Genomic DNA, 16,063 nt, shown 5'->3' on the forward strand with positions numbered 1-16,063 from the left:
GATCAGGCGGTGCGCCCGCCGGGCCCCGAAGGGCCCAGCGGGCAGGGTGCGCACGGCTACGCCCTGCGGGTGACCAGCAGCCCCTCGACGTCGCCGCCGGGCCAGTCGACGACGACCTCGTCGCCGTCCCGGATCTCGCTGGAGAGCAGCGCCTTCGCCAGCTGGTCGCCGATCGCCGACTGCACCAGCCGGCGCAGCGGCCGGGCGCCGTAGACCGGGTCGAACCCGTTCAGTGCCAGCCACTCGCGTGCTGCGTCGGTGACCGTGAGGGTCAGCCGGCGGGCGGCCAGCCGGCGGGCCAGGACGCCGACCTGGATGTCGACGATCCCGGTCAGCTCCTCGCTGCCGAGCGCCCGGAAGACCACGACGTCGTCCAACCGGTTGAGGAACTCGGGCTTGAAGTGGCCCCGGACGACCCCCATCACCGCGTCGCGGCGCCGGTCCTCGGCCACCGACTGGTCCGCGATGAGCTGGGAGCCGAGGTTCGACGTCAGGATCAGGATGGTGTTCCGGAAGTCCACCGTCCGGCCCTGGCCGTCGGTGAGCCGGCCGTCGTCGAGCACCTGCAGGAGCACGTCGAAGACGTCCGGGTGGGCCTTCTCCACCTCGTCGAGCAGCACGACGGTGTACGGACGGCGCCGGACCGCCTCGGTGAGCTGCCCACCGGCCTCGTAGCCGACGTAGCCGGGCGGCGCCCCGACCAGCCGGGCCACCGAGTGCTTCTCGGAGTACTCGCTCATGTCGATGCGGACCATGGCCCGCTCGTCGTCGAACAGGAACTCCGCCAGCGCCTTCGCCAGCTCCGTCTTGCCGACGCCGGTGGGGCCCAGGAACAGGAACGACCCGGTCGGCCGGTCGGGGTCGGCGACGCCGGAGCGCGCCCGCCGCACCGCGTCGGCGACCGCCCGCACCGCGTCGGGCTGCCCGACGACCCGGTGCCCGAGCTCCTCCTCCATGCGCAGCAGCTTCTGGGTCTCGCCCTCGAGCAGCCGCCCGGCGGGGATGCCGGTCCAGGCCTGGACGACCTCGGCGATGTCGTCGGGGCCGACCTCCTCCTTGAGCATGGAGGCCTGCTCCTCGACCGACGCCTCCGCCTCGGCCAGCGCCTTCTCCAGCTGCGGGAGCCGGCCGTAGCGCAGCTCCGCCACGCGGGCGAGGTCGCCGTCGCGCTCGGCGCGCTCGGCTTCGGTGCGCAGCCGCTCGAGCTCCTCCTTGGCCTGCTGGATCCGGGTGATGGCGCTCTTGTCCTGCTGCCAGCGGGCGGTCAGCTCGGCCAGCTCCTGACGCTTGTCGGCGAGGTCCTCGCGCAGGCCGGCCAGTCGCTCCAGGGACGAGGGGTCGTCCTCCTTGGCCAGCGCCATCTCCTCGATCTCCAGCCGGCGCACCGCGCGCTCGACCTCGTCGACCTCGACGGGGCGGCTGTCGATCTCCATGCGCAGCCGGCTGGCGGCCTCGTCGACCAGGTCGATCGCCTTGTCGGGCAGGAACCGGGACGTGACGTACCGGTCCGACAGCGTGGCCGCCGCGACGATCGCGCCGTCGGTGATGCGCACGCCGTGGTGCACCTCGTAGCGCTCCTTGAGCCCGCGCAGGATGCCGATCGTGTCCTCGACCGAGGGCTCGCCGACGAAGACCTGCTGGAAGCGGCGCTCCAGGGCCGGGTCCTTCTCGATGTGCTCGCGGTACTCGTCGAGCGTGGTGGCCCCCACCATGCGCAGCTCGCCACGGGCCAGCATCGGCTTGATCATGTTGCCCGCGTCCATGGCGCCGTCGCCGGTCGCGCCCGCACCGACGATCGTGTGCAGCTCGTCGATGAAGGTGACGATCTCGCCCTCGGCCTCGGTGATCTCCTGCAGGACGGCCTTGAGCCGCTCCTCGAACTCACCGCGGTACTTCGCGCCGGCGACCATCGCGACGAGGTCCAGCGCCATCAGCCGCTTCCCCTTGAGGCTCTCCGGGACGTCGCCGGCGACGATGCGCTGGGCCAGCCCCTCGACGATCGCCGTCTTGCCCACGCCCGGCTCGCCGATGAGGACCGGGTTGTTCTTGGTGCGGCGCGAGAGCACCTGCACGACCCGGCGGATCTCGGTGTCCCGGCCGATGACCGGGTCGACCTTGCCTTCCCGCGCGCGCTCGGTGAGGTCGACCGCGAACTTCTCCAGCGCCTGGTACGTGGCCTCCGGGTCGGCGGTGGTGACCTTGCGGTTGCCCCGCACGGTGCGGAAGGCCGCGAGCAGCGCGTCGGGCGTGGCGCCCGCGCTGGTGAGGACGGCGGCGGCCTCGCCCTCGGACCCGGCCAGCCCGACCAGCAGGTGCTCGGTGGAGACGTACTCGTCACCGAGCGCCCCCGCCTGCTCCGAGGCGGCGTTGACCACCCTGAGGAACTCGCGCGAGGGCGCGGGCGCCGGAACCGTGGCGCCGCTGACGCTCGGCATGCGGCGCAGGGCGGCGTCGGCCTTGCTGCGCACGTCGGCCGGGTCGGCGCCGACCGCGGTGAGCAGCGGGCCCGCGATGCCGTCGGCCTGCTCCAGCAGGGCCACGAGCAGGTGCAGCGGCTCCAGGGCCGCCTGACCCCGGCCGACGGCGAGGCGCTGGGCGCCCGCGACGGCCTCCTGCGAGCGGGTCGTGAGCTTGCTCTCCATGCCGGGGGGCACGTCCTTTCCTCTCTCGGGCACGCCGTCCCTCCGTGGGCGGCGTCATCGCTCCCTGCAACGAGCCGCGGGTTGAGTCTGTTCCGCTCAACTCTTCCGCGCCGGTTCATCCTGCCCGGGTGCCCTCCGCCACCACCAGGCCTCTTCCGGGGCAGGCCCAGGGCGGAACGTCCCGGTTCCTCAGCCCGGGAGCCCCTAGACTGGCGGCATGACCGCCCTGCCGGCTCCGAGCGTCACGCTCGACGACCAGCTGTGCTTCGCGCTGTACGCCGCGTCCCGCGCGGTGACCGCGCGGTACCGCCCCATGCTCGACGCCATCGGTCTGACCTATCCGCAGTACCTGGTGATGCTGCTGCTCTGGGAGCAGGACAACCAGACGGTCGGCCAGCTCGGCTCCCGGCTGGCCCTCGACAGCGGCACCCTCTCGCCCCTGCTCAAGCGGCTCACCGCGGCGGGGCTGGTCACCCGGCACCGGCGGGTCGAGGACGAGCGCTCGGTGTCCATCGCCCTCACCGACGCCGGCCGGGCCCTCGAGGAGAAGGCCGTGGCCATCTCCGAGGAGATGATCGGCGCGATCGGCTTCGACACGAGCGAGTTCGACGACCTCAAGGCCCGGCTCCGGCTGCTCACCGACCGGGTCAACGGGTCGGTCGGAATCCCCGACCAGGCCTGACCCGCGCGGTAGCCCGCGCTCCCGGCGGGTAGGAGGGCGGCCACAGCGCCGCCCGAGCCAGAGGCGGCCACGGCCCGGAAGGGGCAGCATGCCCACTCGTACCGCCCGCACCGCCTGGAACGGCACCCTGCAGGAGGGCTCGGGGCAGGTGGAGCTCTCCAGCTCCAAGGTCGGCACCTACGAGGTGTCGTTCCCCAAGCGCGCCACCGACGACGCCGGGGGCACCACCAGCCCCGAGGAGCTCATCGCGGCGGCGCACTCCGCCTGCTTCGCCATGGCGCTCTCCAGCGAGATCGGGAAGGCCGGCGGTACGCCGCAGTCTCTCGAGGTCTCCGCCGACGTCACGCTCGGCCAGCAGGACGGCGCCCCGACGATCACGGGCATCAAGCTGACCGTGCGCGGTGAGGTCGAGGGGCTCGACGCCGCCGGCTTCGACAAGGCGGCCCAGGCCGCCAAGGCCGGCTGCCCGGTGAGCAAGGCGCTGACCGGCACCGAGATCACCCTCGACGCCGCGCTGGAGGGGTGACCTCCGGCTGAACGCCCGACGGCCCGCCTCCCCCCTGGGGGAGACGGGCCGCCGGCCGTGCCCGCTCAGCGGGTCGGAACCGCTGCGGCGTGCGCCGGCTCGCCGGTGCGCTCGCCGTCGGCGTCGCGGCCCTCGATCGCGTCGGTGTCAATGCGCACCGCAGGCGCCCGCTCGGTCCGCTCGCGCTCGTCCCCGGTGTCCGTCCGCAGGGCGACCTCGCGGATGAAAAGGACGGCGAGGAAGGCGACGAGCGCCACCACGGCCGAGATCAGGAAGACCCGTCCGGTCGCGTCCCCGTAGGCGAGCCGGATCAGCTCCTGCACCGGCGCGGGCGCGTCGGCGAGGTCGGCCAGACCGACATCCCCTCCCCCGGCGGCCGCCGCCTCCGCGGTCCCCGGGCTCCGCACCATGCCCTCGCGGATCAGGTCGCCGACGTGGTTGCTCAGCACCGCACCGAGGACCGAGACGCCGATCGTGCCGCCGAGGCTGCGGAAGAAGGCCACCGCGGAGCTGGCCGCCCCCAGGTCGCGGGCCGCCACGGTGTTCTGCACCGCGAGCACCAGGTTCTGCATGCTCATGCCGATGCCCACGCCGAGCACGAACAGGAAGGCGCTGAACGGCACCATGCCCGTCTCGTGGTCGATCGTCGCCAGCAGCGCGAAGCCGGCCACGACCAGGACCGAGCCGGCCGCGAGGTAGGCCTTCCACCGGCCGTAGCGGGTGATGAGCAGCCCGGACACCGTGGAGGAGATCAGCAGGCCACCGACCATCGGGATGGTCAGGAGCCCGGCCTCGGTGGGCGAGTACCCCCGCGAGATCTGCAGGTACTGGCCGAGGAACACGGTGGAACCGAACATCGCCATGCCGACGGCGACGCTGGCGATGATCGCGAGCGCGGTGGTGCGGTCGCGGAAGAGCCGCAGCGGCACGATCGGCTCCGCGGCCCGCACCTCGGTGACCAGGAACGCCACGACCGCCAGGGCCGCCCCGCCGAGGAACAGCGCCGTCTCGACCGACGCCCAGCCGAAGCTGCCGCCGGCCAGCGTGACCCAGATGAGCAGGGTCGAGACACCGGCGGTCAGGAAGGTCGCGCCGAGGTAGTCGATCGTCACGTCCCGCCGGGTGACCGGGAGGTGCAGCGTGCGCTGCAGGAGCACCAGCGCGACGGCGGCGAAGGGCACGCCCACGTAGAAGCACCAGCGCCAGCCCAGCCAGCTGGTGTCCACCAGGAGGCCGCCCAGCAGCGGGCCGCCGACGGTCGCGACCGCCATGACCGCGCCCAGGAGACCGGAGTAGCGGCCGCGCTCGCGCGGGCTGATCATCGCGGCCATCGCGATCTGCACCAGCGCCTGCAGACCGCCGAGCCCCAGGCCCTGGAGCACCCGCCAGGCGATCAGCGTGTCCACCGACTGCGCGAGCCCGGCCAGCATCGACCCGGCGATGAACACCACGATCGACAGCTGGATGAGCAGCTTCTTGCTGAACAGGTCGGCCAGCTTGCCCCAGATCGGCGTGGACGCCGTCGAGGCCAGCAGGGTCGCCGTGATGACCCAGGTGTACTGGTTCTGCGTGCCGCGCAGCTCGGTGATGATCGTCGGCAGGGCGTTGGAGACGACGGTCGAGGACAGAAACGCCACGAACATCGCGAGCAACATGCCGGAGAGGGCCTCCAGCACCTGGCGGTGGGTCATCCGCCCCTGCTGCTCGACGGGCGCCTCGGCGGCGGGGGTCTGGACGGTGGTCACGGAACTCCTGGACGGCTGGCGTGCGGGGTGGGGGAGGAGCGGGCGCCGGGCGGTCACCGGGCGGCTCCCGCGGGCTCGGCGCGCGCCGGCGCGCCGACGACGTCGATGTCGCCGACCAGGCGCTCGAGCAGGCCGGCGAGCCGCTCGGCGTCGTCGTCGTCCCAGTCGCCCAGGGCGGTCAGCGCCCACGCGGAGCGGAGCGCCCGCGAGGTGGCCAGTGCCTCGGCCCCGCGGTCGGTGATGCGGAAGAGGGCGGCGCGGCCGTCGCGCGGGTCGGGGTGGCGGTCGACGTAGCCGGCCTGCTCCAGCGCGGCGAGCTGCCGGCTGGCGACCGAGCCGTCGACCCCGGCCAGCGCGGCGAGGGCGCTGCATCGGAGGTCGCCGTCGCGCTCGAGCGGGAGGAGGAGTGCCCAGCCGAACGACGGCAGGTCACCGTGCAGCTGGGTGGCGGCGCGCGAGCTCAGGTGGCGTCCGGCGCGGATGAGCTGGGCGACGCTCGCCATGAGGCGGTCCCGCATCGGGGGGCTGAGGGGCATGACGACGTCCTAGGGGTGCAACTGCTTGTAGACCGAAACCATACGCTCATATGGTTGTGGTCTGCAACGTGTTCGGCAGCACCTCTCCCCGGACGCGACGGCGCCCGGGCCCCTCGGTGGGGTCCGGGCCCCTCGGTGGGGTCCGGGCCCCGGAACGGGGTGCGCCGCGCTCAGCCGGTGCACGGGCGGTGCGGGCACCGACCCGCCGGCCGGGTGGTGACCGGCCGACGAACGCACCGTGCCCCGAGGCCGACTTACGGGAAGTGGGGCCCTGGGCAGTGCCTCGGAGCCCGACTTCCCGGCTCTCGGTGTCCGGCATCGGGGTCGACCGGAGGACGATGCGTCCTGGTCGTCGCGGGCGTGGCGGGTCAGGCCCCGGACTCGGCCTCGCGGGCCTCGCCGATCCGGTTGAGCCGTTCCAGCAGCACGGCGAGCGTGGCCACGTCCTCGGCCGGCCAGCCCGACATGTCGCTCTCCCAGCGGGCCCGCCGGGCGGTCCGGATGCGGGCCAGCCGCGCCGCGCCCTCGGCCGAGGGCGTCAGCACCTGCGCCCGGCCGTCGTCGGGGTCGGCGGTGCGGTCGACCAGGCCGAGCTCCACGAGGCTGGAGAGCTGCCGGCTGACGGTGCTCTTGTCCAGGCCGAGCCGCGCCACCAGGTCGCTGGCGCGCAGCGGCCCGGCGTCCTGCAGCAGGGCCAGCAGCCCGTACGCGGCGCCGTCCAGGTCGGGGTGCAGCTCGCGCGCCAGCCGGGTCGAGATGGCCCGGGACCGGCGCAGCAGCAGCCCGATCTCCCGTTCCAGCGCGACGAAGGCCTCGTGGGCGTCGACCTCCGGCCCGCTCACCGGGCACCTCCGGGACGCCACACCACGAGGGCGGAGCTCTGCCGCCGGTGGGGCACCAGGTCCGCGCGGTAGACCGCCGGAACGGCAGCCTCCGCGGCCATGCGACGGTTCTCGGAGTGCTGCAGCTCCTCGAGCAGCTCGTGCACCCGGCCCTGCAGCGCCTCGACCTGCGACTCCAGCTCGATGATCCGCTTGATGCCGGCCAGGTTGACGCCGTCCTCCTGGGACAGCCGCTGCACCTCGCGCAGCAGCGCGACGTCGCGGGGGCTGTACCGCCGGCCTCCCCCGGGCGTGCGGCCCGGGCTGACCAGCCCCAGCCGGTCGTACTGCCGGAGGGTCTGGGCGTGCATGCCGGCCAGCTCGGCCGCCACGGAGATCACGAACACCGGTGCGTCGTCGGCGACAGACGGAGCCGCGCTGCCCAGCGGCCCTGCCGGCGGCCTGGTCATGCCTCACCTCCCGCCCGCACCGCGGCGGTGATCTGCGGGCGCGGGTCCTCGTCCATCTCCTCGGCCAGGTTCTCGACGGCCTTGCGCTGCGCCGGGGTCAGCCGCACGGGGACGGCGATCTCCACCGTGACCAGCAGGTCACCGGTTCGGCCCTTGGTGGGCACGCCCCGCCCGCGCACGCGCAGCGTGCGACCGCTCGCGGTGCCGGCCGGCACCTTGAGCGACACCGTGCCGTCGAGGGTCGGCACGGTCAGCGTGGTGCCCAGCGCCGCCTCGGCGAAGGTGATCGGCACGCTCAGCGTCAGGTCCTCGCCCTTGCGGCCGAGCAGCTGGTGCTCGGACACGTGGACGACGACGAACAGGTCGCCGGCCGGGCCGCCCCGCCGCCCGGGGGCTCCCTTGCCGGGCAGGCGGATGCGCTGCCCGTCCTTGACCCCCGCGGGGATCCGCACGGTGATGGTGCGGGTCTGGCTGGTGATCCCGCTGCCGGCGCAGGTGGGGCACGGGTCGTCGACCACCTGGCCGCTGCCGCGGCAGCTGCGGCAGGGTTCGGAGAAGGCGAACGCGCCCTGGCTCCGGCTGGTCACCCCGGCGCCCTGGCACACCGGGCAGGTGTGCGGCGTGGTGCCGGGGCGGGCGCCGCTGCCGGCGCAGGTCGGGCAGCTGCCCGGGCTCTGCATCCGCAGCGGCACCGTCACCCCGAGGACGGCCTCCTCGAAGGAGAGGGTCGCCTCGGTCTCGACGTCCTGACCCCGCGCGGGCCCGGACGCCGCCTGGCTGCGCGCCCGCGCCCCGCCGCCCCCGGCGCCACCGAAGAGGCCCCCGAGGATGTCGCCCAGCCCGCCGGCGCCCCGAGCGCCCGCCCCGGCCCCGGCCGCCCCGAAGAGGTCGCCGAGGTCGAAGGGCTGGCCGCCGGGGCCCGCTCCCGGGAAGCCCCCGGGGAAGCCGGCGCGGGCACCGGCTCCCCCGGCGCCGAACAGCCGTCGCGCGTCGTCGTACTCGCCGCGCCGCTTGGGGTCGGAGAGCACGTCGTAGGCCTCGGAGACCTCCTTGAACCGCGCCTCGGCATCGGCGTTCCCCGGGTTCTTGTCCGGGTGCAGCTCGGTGGCCAGCTTGCGGTAGGCCTTCTTGATCGCGGCCGCGTCGGCGTCCTGGGGGACGCCGAGCGCGCCGTAGTAGTCCTTCTCGATGAAGTCACGGGTGCTCATCGACCCACCTCCGGTGAGGAACCGGAAGCCTCCGGCTGGTTCATCCGGCCCCCTCTCGTGCTCGGTCGGTCGCCGCTCAGCCGGCGGCCTGGTCGGGCGAGCCCTCGGGCTCCTCCGCCGGGGCCGGCGACTGCGGCTCGGTGACGGCGACCATGGCGGTGCGCAGCACCCGCTCGCCGCGGCGGAAGCCCTGCCGCAGCACGGTCGTCGCCGTCGGCACGGTGACCTCGGCGGAGGTGTCGTGCATGACGGCCTCGTGCAAGGACGGGTCGAACTCGTCGCCGGCCTTCCCGAACGCCTCGACCCCGAGCCCGTCGAGCAGGCCCAGGATGCGGTCGGCGACCACCTTGAAGGCGCCGTTCAGATCGCCGTGGTCGCGCGCCCGCTCGATGTCGTCGACGATCGGGAACAGCTGCGCGGCGAACCGCTCGGCCGCCTGGTCGACGACCAGCGAGCGGTCCCGGTCGACCCGCCGCCGGTAGTTGGCGTACTCGGCGGTGACCCGCTGCAGGTCCTCGGTGCGCTCGGCCAGCTGCTGGGTCAGGTCGCCGTCGGCACCGGGCTGCGGTGCGGCGGCGTCCTGCGGCGCGGTGTCCTGCTGCGGCGCGGTGCCCTGCTGGGCCGCCGTGCCCTGCTCCGGGCCCGCGGTGTCGGCGGCCGGGGTGTCGTGCTCGCTCATCTGCTCCCCTGGGAGGTCGGTACCGGGCCGGACGCCGGCCGGCTGCTCGCCGGCCGGCGTCCGCACTGCGCCGGTGGGGTCGATCCGCCGCCTGTCACGGATCACGACCCGCGGCTGCTCGTCCCCCTGGCTCATCGGCGGTCGGTGTCCTCGTCGACGATCTCGGCGTCGACGACGTCGTCGTCACCCGGGGCCTGGCTGCCCGTGGCACCCGTACCGGCACCGGCACCCGCGCCGGCCTCGGCACCCGGCGCCCCGCCGGCCGCCTCGGCCTGCTGGGCGTAGAGCGCCCCGCCGACCTCCTGCGAGACCCGGGCCACCTTCTCCTGCGCGGACTTGATGGCCTCGATGTCGGAGCCGCCCAGCGCGCTGCGCAGCTCGGTCAGCGCCTCGCCGAGCTCGTCCTTCTTCTCGGCCGGGATCTTGTCGCCGTTCTCGGCCAGGAACTTCTCGGTCTGGTACTGCAGCGACTCGGCGAGGTTGCGGGTCTCGGCCTCCTCGCGGCGGCGCTTGTCCTCCTCGGCGTGCGCCTCGGCGTCCTTCATCATCCGCTCGATGTCGTCCTTCGGGAGCGCCGAGCCGCCGGTGATCGTCATCGACTGCTCCTTGCCCGTGCCGAGGTCCTTGGCGTGGACGTGGACGATGCCGTTGGCGTCGATGTCGAAGGCGACCTCGATCTGCGGGACGCCGCGCGGCGCCGGGGGCAGGCCGGTCAGCTCGAACATGCCGAGCTTCTTGTTGTACATCGCCATCTCGCGCTCACCCTGGAACACCTGGATCTGCACGGACGGCTGGTTGTCGTCGGCCGTCGTGAAGATCTCCGAGCGCTTCGTCGGGATCGTGGTGTTGCGCTCGATGAGCTTGGTCATGATCCCGCCCTTGGTCTCGATGCCCAGGGACAGCGGGGTGACGTCGAGGAGCAGGACGTCCTTGACCTCGCCACGGAGGACACCGGCCTGGAGCGCGGCACCGATGGCCACGACCTCGTCGGGGTTGACGCCCTTGTTGGGCTCCTTGCCGCCGGTCAGCTCGCGCACCAGGTCGCTCACGGCCGGCATGCGGGTGGAACCACCGACGAGGACGACGTGGTCGATCTGGCCCACGGAGATGCCGGCGTCGCGGATCGCCTGGTTGAACGGCGCGCGGGCGCGGTCGAGCAGGTCCTGGGTCAGCCGCTGGAACTCGGCACGGGTCATCGTGACGTCCAGGTGCAGCGGGCCCTCGGCGCCGGCGGTGATGTAGGGCAGGTTGACGTTGGTCGACTGCGCGCCGGACAGCTCGATCTTGGCCTTCTCGGCGGCCTCGCGGAGCCGCTGCATGGCCAGCTTGTCCTTGGACAGGTCGATGCCGTTGGAGGCGTTGAACGTCTGCACCAGGTGCTTGACGACGCGCTCGTCCCAGTCGTCACCACCGAGGTGGTTGTCACCGGCGGTGGCCTTCACCTCGATGACGCCGTCCCCGATCTCGAGCAGGGAGACGTCGAAGGTGCCGCCACCGAGGTCGAAGACGAGGATGGTCTGCTCGGTCTCGCCCTTGTCCAGGCCGTAGGCGAGCGCGGCGGCGGTGGGCTCGTTGACGATGCGCAGGACGTTGAGGCCCGCGATCTCACCGGCCTCCTTGGTGGCCTGGCGCTGCGCGTCCTCGAAGTAGGCGGGAACGGTGATGACGGCGTCGGCGACCGGCTCGCCCAGGTAGGTCTCGGCGTCCCGCTTCAGCTTCTGCAGGGTGCGGGCGCTGATCTCCTGCGGCGTGTAGCGCTTGCCGTCGATCTCCTCGGACTTCCAGTCGGTGCCCATGTGCCGCTTGACGCTGCGGATGGTGCGGTCGACGTTGGTGACCGCCTGGTTCTTGGCCGACTGCCCGACGAGCACCTCGCCGTTCTTGGCGAAGGCGACGACGGAGGGGGTGGTGCGCGAGCCCTCGGAGTTCGCGATGACCGTCGGCTCGCCGCCCTCCAGGACGGTGACGACGGAGTTGGTGGTGCCGAGGTCGATACCGACCGCTCGAGCCATGGAGATGGCCTCTCTTCCGTGTGCTGGGGTGGTACTGGTCCGTGTGAGGAGTTGAGCCCTTCGCGTTGCGCGAGGTCCGCTCAACTTTCCTGCCCACCCTAACGGCAGTCCGGCCGGTCGTGTTCCCGAGGGAGCCCCGCCCCCATCCCCGGCCGACGCCGCCCCCGCGTCCGGGGCCGCCATCCGCGCCTCGCACCAGCCCGGCCACGCGCAGCACCCGCGGGTGCCGGCTGATCGCCGGACGGCTGACGCGGAACGGCGCCGCCCATTCGTCCGTCGTCTTCCCCGTCGGGGCGCCGTCCGCACGCTGCAGCGTGCGGGCGGCGCCCCGAGGGCGAGAGCGGGGGACGCGACGGACCGGTCAGCGGACGCCGGCGAGCCGCGCGTAGACGACGACGTTGTCGCGGTAGCTGCCGCTGGCGCGGTCGAAGGAGCCCCCGCAGGTGATCAGGCGCAGCGCCGCGTGGGCGGTGTCGCCGTAGACCTCGACCGTCGGGAAGGCGTCCTTGGGGTACCGCGCGACCCGGTCGACGGTGAAGACCGCCGTCGTGCCGCCCGCGCGGTCGACGAGGATCTCGGCGCCCGGCTGCAGCTCGGCCAGCCGGAAGAAGACCGCCGGCCCCTCGGCCGCCGAGTCCACGTGCCCGGCGATGACCGCCGGGCCCAGCTCGCCCGGGGCCGGGCCGCCGCGGTACCAGCCGGCCACGTCGTAGTCCGCCGGTACCTCGAGCGAGCCGTCAGGCAGCAGCCCGAGCGACGCCAGCGGTGGGGTCGCCGTGTCGATGGAGGGGATGGTCACCGCGAGCGGTTCCGCCTCGGGCAGGACCGGGCCCACGACGGCCGGCGCCGGGGCGGGTGCCGGGGCGGGTGCCGGGGCGGGTGCCGGGGCGGGTGCCGGGGCGGTCGCCGCCCCCCCGGGCGACGGCCCGGCGGAGGGCGGGGCGGCCGAGGGCGGCATGGGTGCCGCCGCGGCCGAGGGGACCGTCGGCATCGACTCCTGGGTGGCCAGACCCGCGCCGATCAGCGCGGCGCCGCCGAAGGAGAGCGCGGCGATGGCCGCCCTCGCGAGACGAGGGCGGCCATCGGCACGGGAGTGTCGACCCATCTGCGACGGTCAGACGTCCCCGCGGGCGGTGCGACGGCGGTAGGCCAGCGCGCCGGCGCCGGCGAGCCCGGCCGCACCGAGGGCGAAGAGTGCCTCGTTCTCGATGCCGGCGGTGCCACCGCCACCGGCGTCGACGCCGCCGGAGGGCATCTGACCCATCTGGTCGGTGGCGCCGCAGAGAGCCGGCGCGGTCGCCTCGAGCGGCAGGTCCGGGTTGAGCGGGCTGGCCGGCGGCGGCGGGCCGTACTGGCCGTTCGGGCTGATCGAGTCGATGCCGTGCTGCACCACGACCACGTCAGCGAGGTTGATGTCGCCGTCGATCTGGCTCAGGTCGAACGTGCGCTCGTAGCTGACCTCGCCGCTGTCGCTGGCCACCGGGAACCGCTCGACGGCGAGCGCGCTGTCAGGCCCGAAGTCACCCTCGGTGGTGAGAGAGAGCTGGATGCCACCGTAGAAGGGCTGCCCTTCGGGCGTGCTGACGATGCCGTCGTCACCGGCGGCGGACATCGGGGGGCAGATGTTCTGGCCGCCGATGTGGATGTGCTGCGCGTGCGGCTGGCCCGGCACGACACCCGTCGTGTCGACGCTGACGGTGAGGCTGTTGGCCTCCTCGTCGAGGACCAGTTCGGCGGTACCCGAGGCGCCGCTGTCGTTGAGCGCCCCCAGATCGATCGTGGCGGACTCCGCAGCGGCGGCCGTGCCGGCGGTGGCGAGCGCCAGGGGGAAGGCGAGTGCGGCGGCGGACAGGTATCTCGTACGCATCGGGCGACATCCTTCTGTCGAACGCCGAGCTCCGGTCGAGCGTCGGTCACCCGACATCTGCCCAGCTCACCGGAGTGCGACTCGGCAGGACGCCGATCTGTCACGCCTGCAATTCACTGGATGACGATCCCGTGACGAGCCCCGGCCCGCGGTGCCGCAACCTGGCTCGCTCCCTAGGATCTTCGGCCCCGGATCCCCTACCGCCTACCCGACGGCGGAACCGGCATGTCTCCGGATGCCGCGCCGACCTCGCGACCTCCACCCCCGGCGCAAGGACGACGGCGGTGCCAGACGGGCGGAGGAGGGACTCCGCTCCCGCAGCCATCCGCGGGTGGGCGCGGCGCACGACTTGACCGGCTGGCATCGAGGCGCAGCGCCCCGGTTACCCGCGAGTAGCCTCCTCGTGCGCCCGCTATCGTGCGACGCAGTGCGGCAAGCTGCCCGCACGCGATCCGCGCGCCGACCCCAGGGCCGGCGCCGTCGGTGCGCGCACCACACACAGCTCCGGCCCCCTCCGTGGCGGACCGGGGACAGCCGACGCCGCCAGGCGTACGGGAGGGGAAGAGATGACGGGCCCGTTGCAGATCGTCCTGGGGACGATCAGCATCCTGTTCCTGATCGTGGCGAGCGTGATGGCCTACCGGGCCGTGCGGGCGATGGTGCGGATCATCCGCACCGGACAGCCCGACGGCACCCGCTTCGGCCCGGTCAAGAGCCGCCTGAAGACGCTGCTGGTCGAGTCGCTCGGCCACACCCGCATGCTCAAGTGGTCGAGCATCGGCATCGCCCACTGGTTCGTCTTCGTCGGCTTCTACGGCCTGTTCCTGACGCTGGTCGAGGCCTTCGGTGAGGTCTGGAACCCGGCGTTCCACCTGCCGCTGATCGGCGAGTGGGCGCTGTGGAACCTGTTCGCCGACATCATCGGCACCGGCACGATCCTCGGGATCGTCTACCTGATCTACCGGCGCCAGAAGGACCACCCGCGCCGGCAGGGCCGCAAGAGCCGCTTCGCCGGCACCAACGAGGGCCGCGGCTACTTCGTCGAGGCCGTCGTCCTCACCGTCGGGGTCGCCATCCTGCTGATCCGGTCGCTCAAGGTCTCCTCCGACCTGACCGACGCGCCGGCGTGGTCGCACCCGGTCTCCGGCGCGCTGGCCACCGTGCTGCCCGACAGCCCCGACCTGCTGAGCATCGTCGCGTTCGTCAAGATCGTGGTCTCGCTGACCTGGCTGGTCGTCATCAGCCGCATCCTGAACATGGGTGTCGCCTGGCACCGGTTCAGCGCCTTCTTCAACATCTACTTCAAGCGCGAGGCCGACGGCCGCCAGGCGCTCGGCCCGCTGCCGGCCATGACCAGCGGCGGCAAGCCGATCGACTTCGAGGACCCGGGCGAGGACGACGTCTTCGGCCGCGGCAAGATCGAGGACTTCACCTGGAAGGGGATGCTCGACTTCACCACCTGCACGGAGTGCGGGCGGTGCCAGAGCCAGTGCCCGGCGTGGAACACGGGCAAGCCGCTCAGCCCCAAGATGGTGATCATGGACCTCCGCGACCACCTCTACGCGAAGGCCCCTTACCTCCTCGGTGAGAAGACCGCCTCCGAGACGGCCCCGGACTACGACGTCCTCAAGCCCAGCGACGAGCAGGTCTGGGCGAGCGGCTACGCCCGCATCGAGGGCACCAACGACGCCCAGGCCCACCGCCCGCTGGTGGGCACCCTCGAGGAGGGCGGGGTCATCGACCCCGACGTCCTGTGGAGCTGCACCAACTGCGGCGCCTGCGTGGAGCAGTGCCCGGTGGACATCGAGCACATCGACCACATCGAGGACATGCGCCGCTACCAGGTGCTGATCGAGTCCAACTTCCCGTCCGAGGCCGGGGTCATGATGACCAACCTCGAGAAGCGCGGGAACCCGTGGGGCATGGGCGGCAACGTCCGCGAGGACTGGATCAAGGAGCTGGACTTCGAGGTCCGCGTCGCCGACGGTCCGCTCCCCCACGAGGTCGAGTACCTGTTCTGGGTCGGCTGCGCCGGCGCCGTGGACGACCGCGCCAAGAAGGTCACCAAGGCCGTCGCGGAGCTGCTGCACACCGCGGGCGTCGAGTTCGCCGTCCTCGGCAACGGGGAGACCTGCTCGGGCGACCCGGCCCGCCGCATGGGCAACGAGTTCCTGTTCCAGCAGCTGGCCATGGAGAACGTCGGGACCCTCGACGGCGTCTTCGAGGGGCGCGTCCCCGGTACCCGCAAGATCGTGGCGACCTGCCCGCACTGCTTCAACTCGCTCGGCCGGGAGTACCCGCAGGTCGGCGGCGAGTACGAGGTCGTGCACCACACCCAGCTGCTCGGCCAGCTCGTGGAGGAGGGCCGGCTCACCCCGGTCACCCCGGTCGACCGCAAGGTGACCTACCACGACCCGTGCTTCCTGGGCCGGCACAACAAGGTCTACACGCCCCCGCGGGAGATCCTCGACTCCGTCCAGGGCCTGTCCACGCAGGAGATGCACCGCTGCAAGGACCGCGGCTTCTGCTGCGGCGCCGGCGGTGCCCGCATGTGGATGGAGGAGAAGATCGGCAAGCGGATCAACATGGAGCGCACCGAGGAGGCCCTGGAACTCGATCCCGACGTCATCTCCACCGCGTGCCCGTTCTGCATCACGATGCTCAGCGACGCGCTGACCAGCAAGAAGCAGAACGGCGAGGCCGGCGAGCACGTCGAGGTGCTCGACGTCAGCCAGATCCTGCTGCGCTCGATGCAGCCGGTCGCCGTCGGCGCGCAGGGCGCCGAGCAGGGGGCCGACGTCGGGACCAAGGGCGACGACGTCGTCGGCCTCGACTCCGCCGCCACGGACCACGACCCGAACTGAAGGACCCCCTC

General features: G+C 73.0%; 13 protein-coding genes. 3 read left to right on the forward strand and 10 right to left on the reverse strand.

Annotated features, from left to right (window positions below; genetic code table 11):
- Window positions 1-56: 56 nt before the first annotated feature.
- Window positions 57-2,642, reverse strand: a complete 2,586-nt coding sequence (gene clpB, locus BMW62_RS07040; RefSeq protein WP_091930141.1) for an ATP-dependent chaperone ClpB — start codon at window positions 2,640-2,642, stop codon at window positions 57-59.
- Window positions 2,643-2,859: 217 nt separating this feature from the next.
- On the opposite strand from clpB, the gene BMW62_RS07045 reads away from it, so the two are divergent.
- Together BMW62_RS07045 and BMW62_RS07050 are read left to right on the forward strand one after the other, a co-directional pair.
- Window positions 2,860-3,324, forward strand: coding sequence for a MarR family winged helix-turn-helix transcriptional regulator (locus tag BMW62_RS07045; RefSeq protein ID WP_091930142.1), 465 nt, complete (start codon window positions 2,860-2,862; stop codon window positions 3,322-3,324).
- Between the two features lie 88 nt (window positions 3,325-3,412).
- Window positions 3,413-3,850 (forward strand): OsmC family protein, encoded by a 438-nt coding sequence (locus BMW62_RS07050; protein ID WP_091930143.1) that lies wholly within the window; start codon window positions 3,413-3,415, stop codon window positions 3,848-3,850.
- Window positions 3,851-3,915: 65 nt separating this feature from the next.
- Here BMW62_RS07050 and BMW62_RS07055 read toward each other — a convergent pair whose 3' ends face one another.
- From BMW62_RS07055 to BMW62_RS07095, 9 genes are all read right to left on the reverse strand, one after another.
- A complete protein-coding gene (locus BMW62_RS07055) occupies window positions 3,916-5,595 on the reverse strand; it encodes a DHA2 family efflux MFS transporter permease subunit (RefSeq protein ID WP_244523887.1) in 1,680 nt (559 codons plus the stop codon).
- Window positions 5,596-5,648: 53 nt separating this feature from the next.
- Complete coding sequence (locus tag BMW62_RS07060) at window positions 5,649-6,131, reverse strand: MarR family winged helix-turn-helix transcriptional regulator (protein ID WP_091930144.1); 483 nt, start codon at window positions 6,129-6,131, stop codon at window positions 5,649-5,651.
- Window positions 6,132-6,499: 368 nt separating this feature from the next.
- Window positions 6,500-6,973, reverse strand: a complete 474-nt coding sequence (locus tag BMW62_RS07065; protein WP_091930145.1) for a MarR family winged helix-turn-helix transcriptional regulator — start codon at window positions 6,971-6,973, stop codon at window positions 6,500-6,502.
- The gene (locus BMW62_RS07070) at window positions 6,970-7,422 is read right to left on the reverse strand and encodes a heat shock protein transcriptional repressor HspR (protein ID WP_091930146.1); all 453 of its coding nucleotides are present in this window, start codon (window positions 7,420-7,422) and stop codon (window positions 6,970-6,972) included. The genes BMW62_RS07065 and BMW62_RS07070 overlap by 4 nt, the downstream gene beginning before the upstream one ends.
- A complete protein-coding gene (dnaJ, locus tag BMW62_RS07075; RefSeq protein WP_091930147.1) occupies window positions 7,419-8,630 on the reverse strand; it encodes a molecular chaperone DnaJ in 1,212 nt (403 codons plus the stop codon). The genes BMW62_RS07070 and dnaJ overlap by 4 nt, the downstream gene beginning before the upstream one ends.
- Before the next feature lie 76 nt (window positions 8,631-8,706).
- Entirely contained in the window at window positions 8,707-9,444 is a 738-nt protein-coding gene (grpE, locus tag BMW62_RS07080; protein WP_091930148.1) for a nucleotide exchange factor GrpE, read from the reverse strand.
- A complete protein-coding gene (gene dnaK / locus BMW62_RS07085; RefSeq protein WP_091930149.1) occupies window positions 9,441-11,321 on the reverse strand; it encodes a molecular chaperone DnaK in 1,881 nt (626 codons plus the stop codon). The genes grpE and dnaK overlap by 4 nt, the downstream gene beginning before the upstream one ends.
- 361 nt (window positions 11,322-11,682) lie before the next feature.
- Window positions 11,683-12,426, reverse strand: coding sequence for a class F sortase (locus BMW62_RS07090; protein WP_244523888.1), 744 nt, complete (start codon window positions 12,424-12,426; stop codon window positions 11,683-11,685).
- Between the two features lie 9 nt (window positions 12,427-12,435).
- Window positions 12,436-13,188, reverse strand: coding sequence for a CHRD domain-containing protein (locus tag BMW62_RS07095; protein ID WP_091930151.1), 753 nt, complete (start codon window positions 13,186-13,188; stop codon window positions 12,436-12,438).
- 566 nt (window positions 13,189-13,754) lie between these two features.
- Between BMW62_RS07095 and BMW62_RS07100 the strand changes: the two genes are divergently transcribed.
- Window positions 13,755-16,052 (forward strand): (Fe-S)-binding protein, encoded by a 2,298-nt coding sequence (locus tag BMW62_RS07100; RefSeq protein WP_091930152.1) that lies wholly within the window; start codon window positions 13,755-13,757, stop codon window positions 16,050-16,052.
- The last annotated feature ends 11 nt before the right edge of the window (window positions 16,053-16,063 follow it).

This window comes from Blastococcus sp. DSM 46786 (genome assembly GCF_900109665.1).
GTDB classification, from domain to species: domain Bacteria; phylum Actinomycetota; class Actinomycetes; order Mycobacteriales; family Geodermatophilaceae; genus Blastococcus; species Blastococcus carthaginiensis.

Coding starts and splice junctions, on each gene's coding strand:
- dnaJ (WP_091930147.1), bottom strand. CDS start 8,630: ATGAGCACCCGTGACTTCATCGAGAAGGACTACTACGGCGCGCTCGGC.
- BMW62_RS07100 (WP_091930152.1), top strand. CDS start 13,755: ATGACGGGCCCGTTGCAGATCGTCCTGGGGACGATCAGCATCCTGTTC.
- BMW62_RS07095 (WP_091930151.1), bottom strand. CDS start 13,188: ATGCGTACGAGATACCTGTCCGCCGCCGCACTCGCCTTCCCCCTGGCG.
- BMW62_RS07060 (WP_091930144.1), bottom strand. CDS start 6,131: ATGCCCCTCAGCCCCCCGATGCGGGACCGCCTCATGGCGAGCGTCGCC.
- BMW62_RS07045 (WP_091930142.1), top strand. CDS start 2,860: ATGACCGCCCTGCCGGCTCCGAGCGTCACGCTCGACGACCAGCTGTGC.
- BMW62_RS07090 (WP_244523888.1), bottom strand. CDS start 12,426: ATGGGTCGACACTCCCGTGCCGATGGCCGCCCTCGTCTCGCGAGGGCG.
- BMW62_RS07050 (WP_091930143.1), top strand. CDS start 3,413: ATGCCCACTCGTACCGCCCGCACCGCCTGGAACGGCACCCTGCAGGAG.
- BMW62_RS07070 (WP_091930146.1), bottom strand. CDS start 7,422: ATGACCAGGCCGCCGGCAGGGCCGCTGGGCAGCGCGGCTCCGTCTGTC.
- clpB (WP_091930141.1), bottom strand. CDS start 2,642: ATGGAGAGCAAGCTCACGACCCGCTCGCAGGAGGCCGTCGCGGGCGCC.
- dnaK (WP_091930149.1), bottom strand. CDS start 11,321: ATGGCTCGAGCGGTCGGTATCGACCTCGGCACCACCAACTCCGTCGTC.
- grpE (WP_091930148.1), bottom strand. CDS start 9,444: ATGAGCCAGGGGGACGAGCAGCCGCGGGTCGTGATCCGTGACAGGCGG.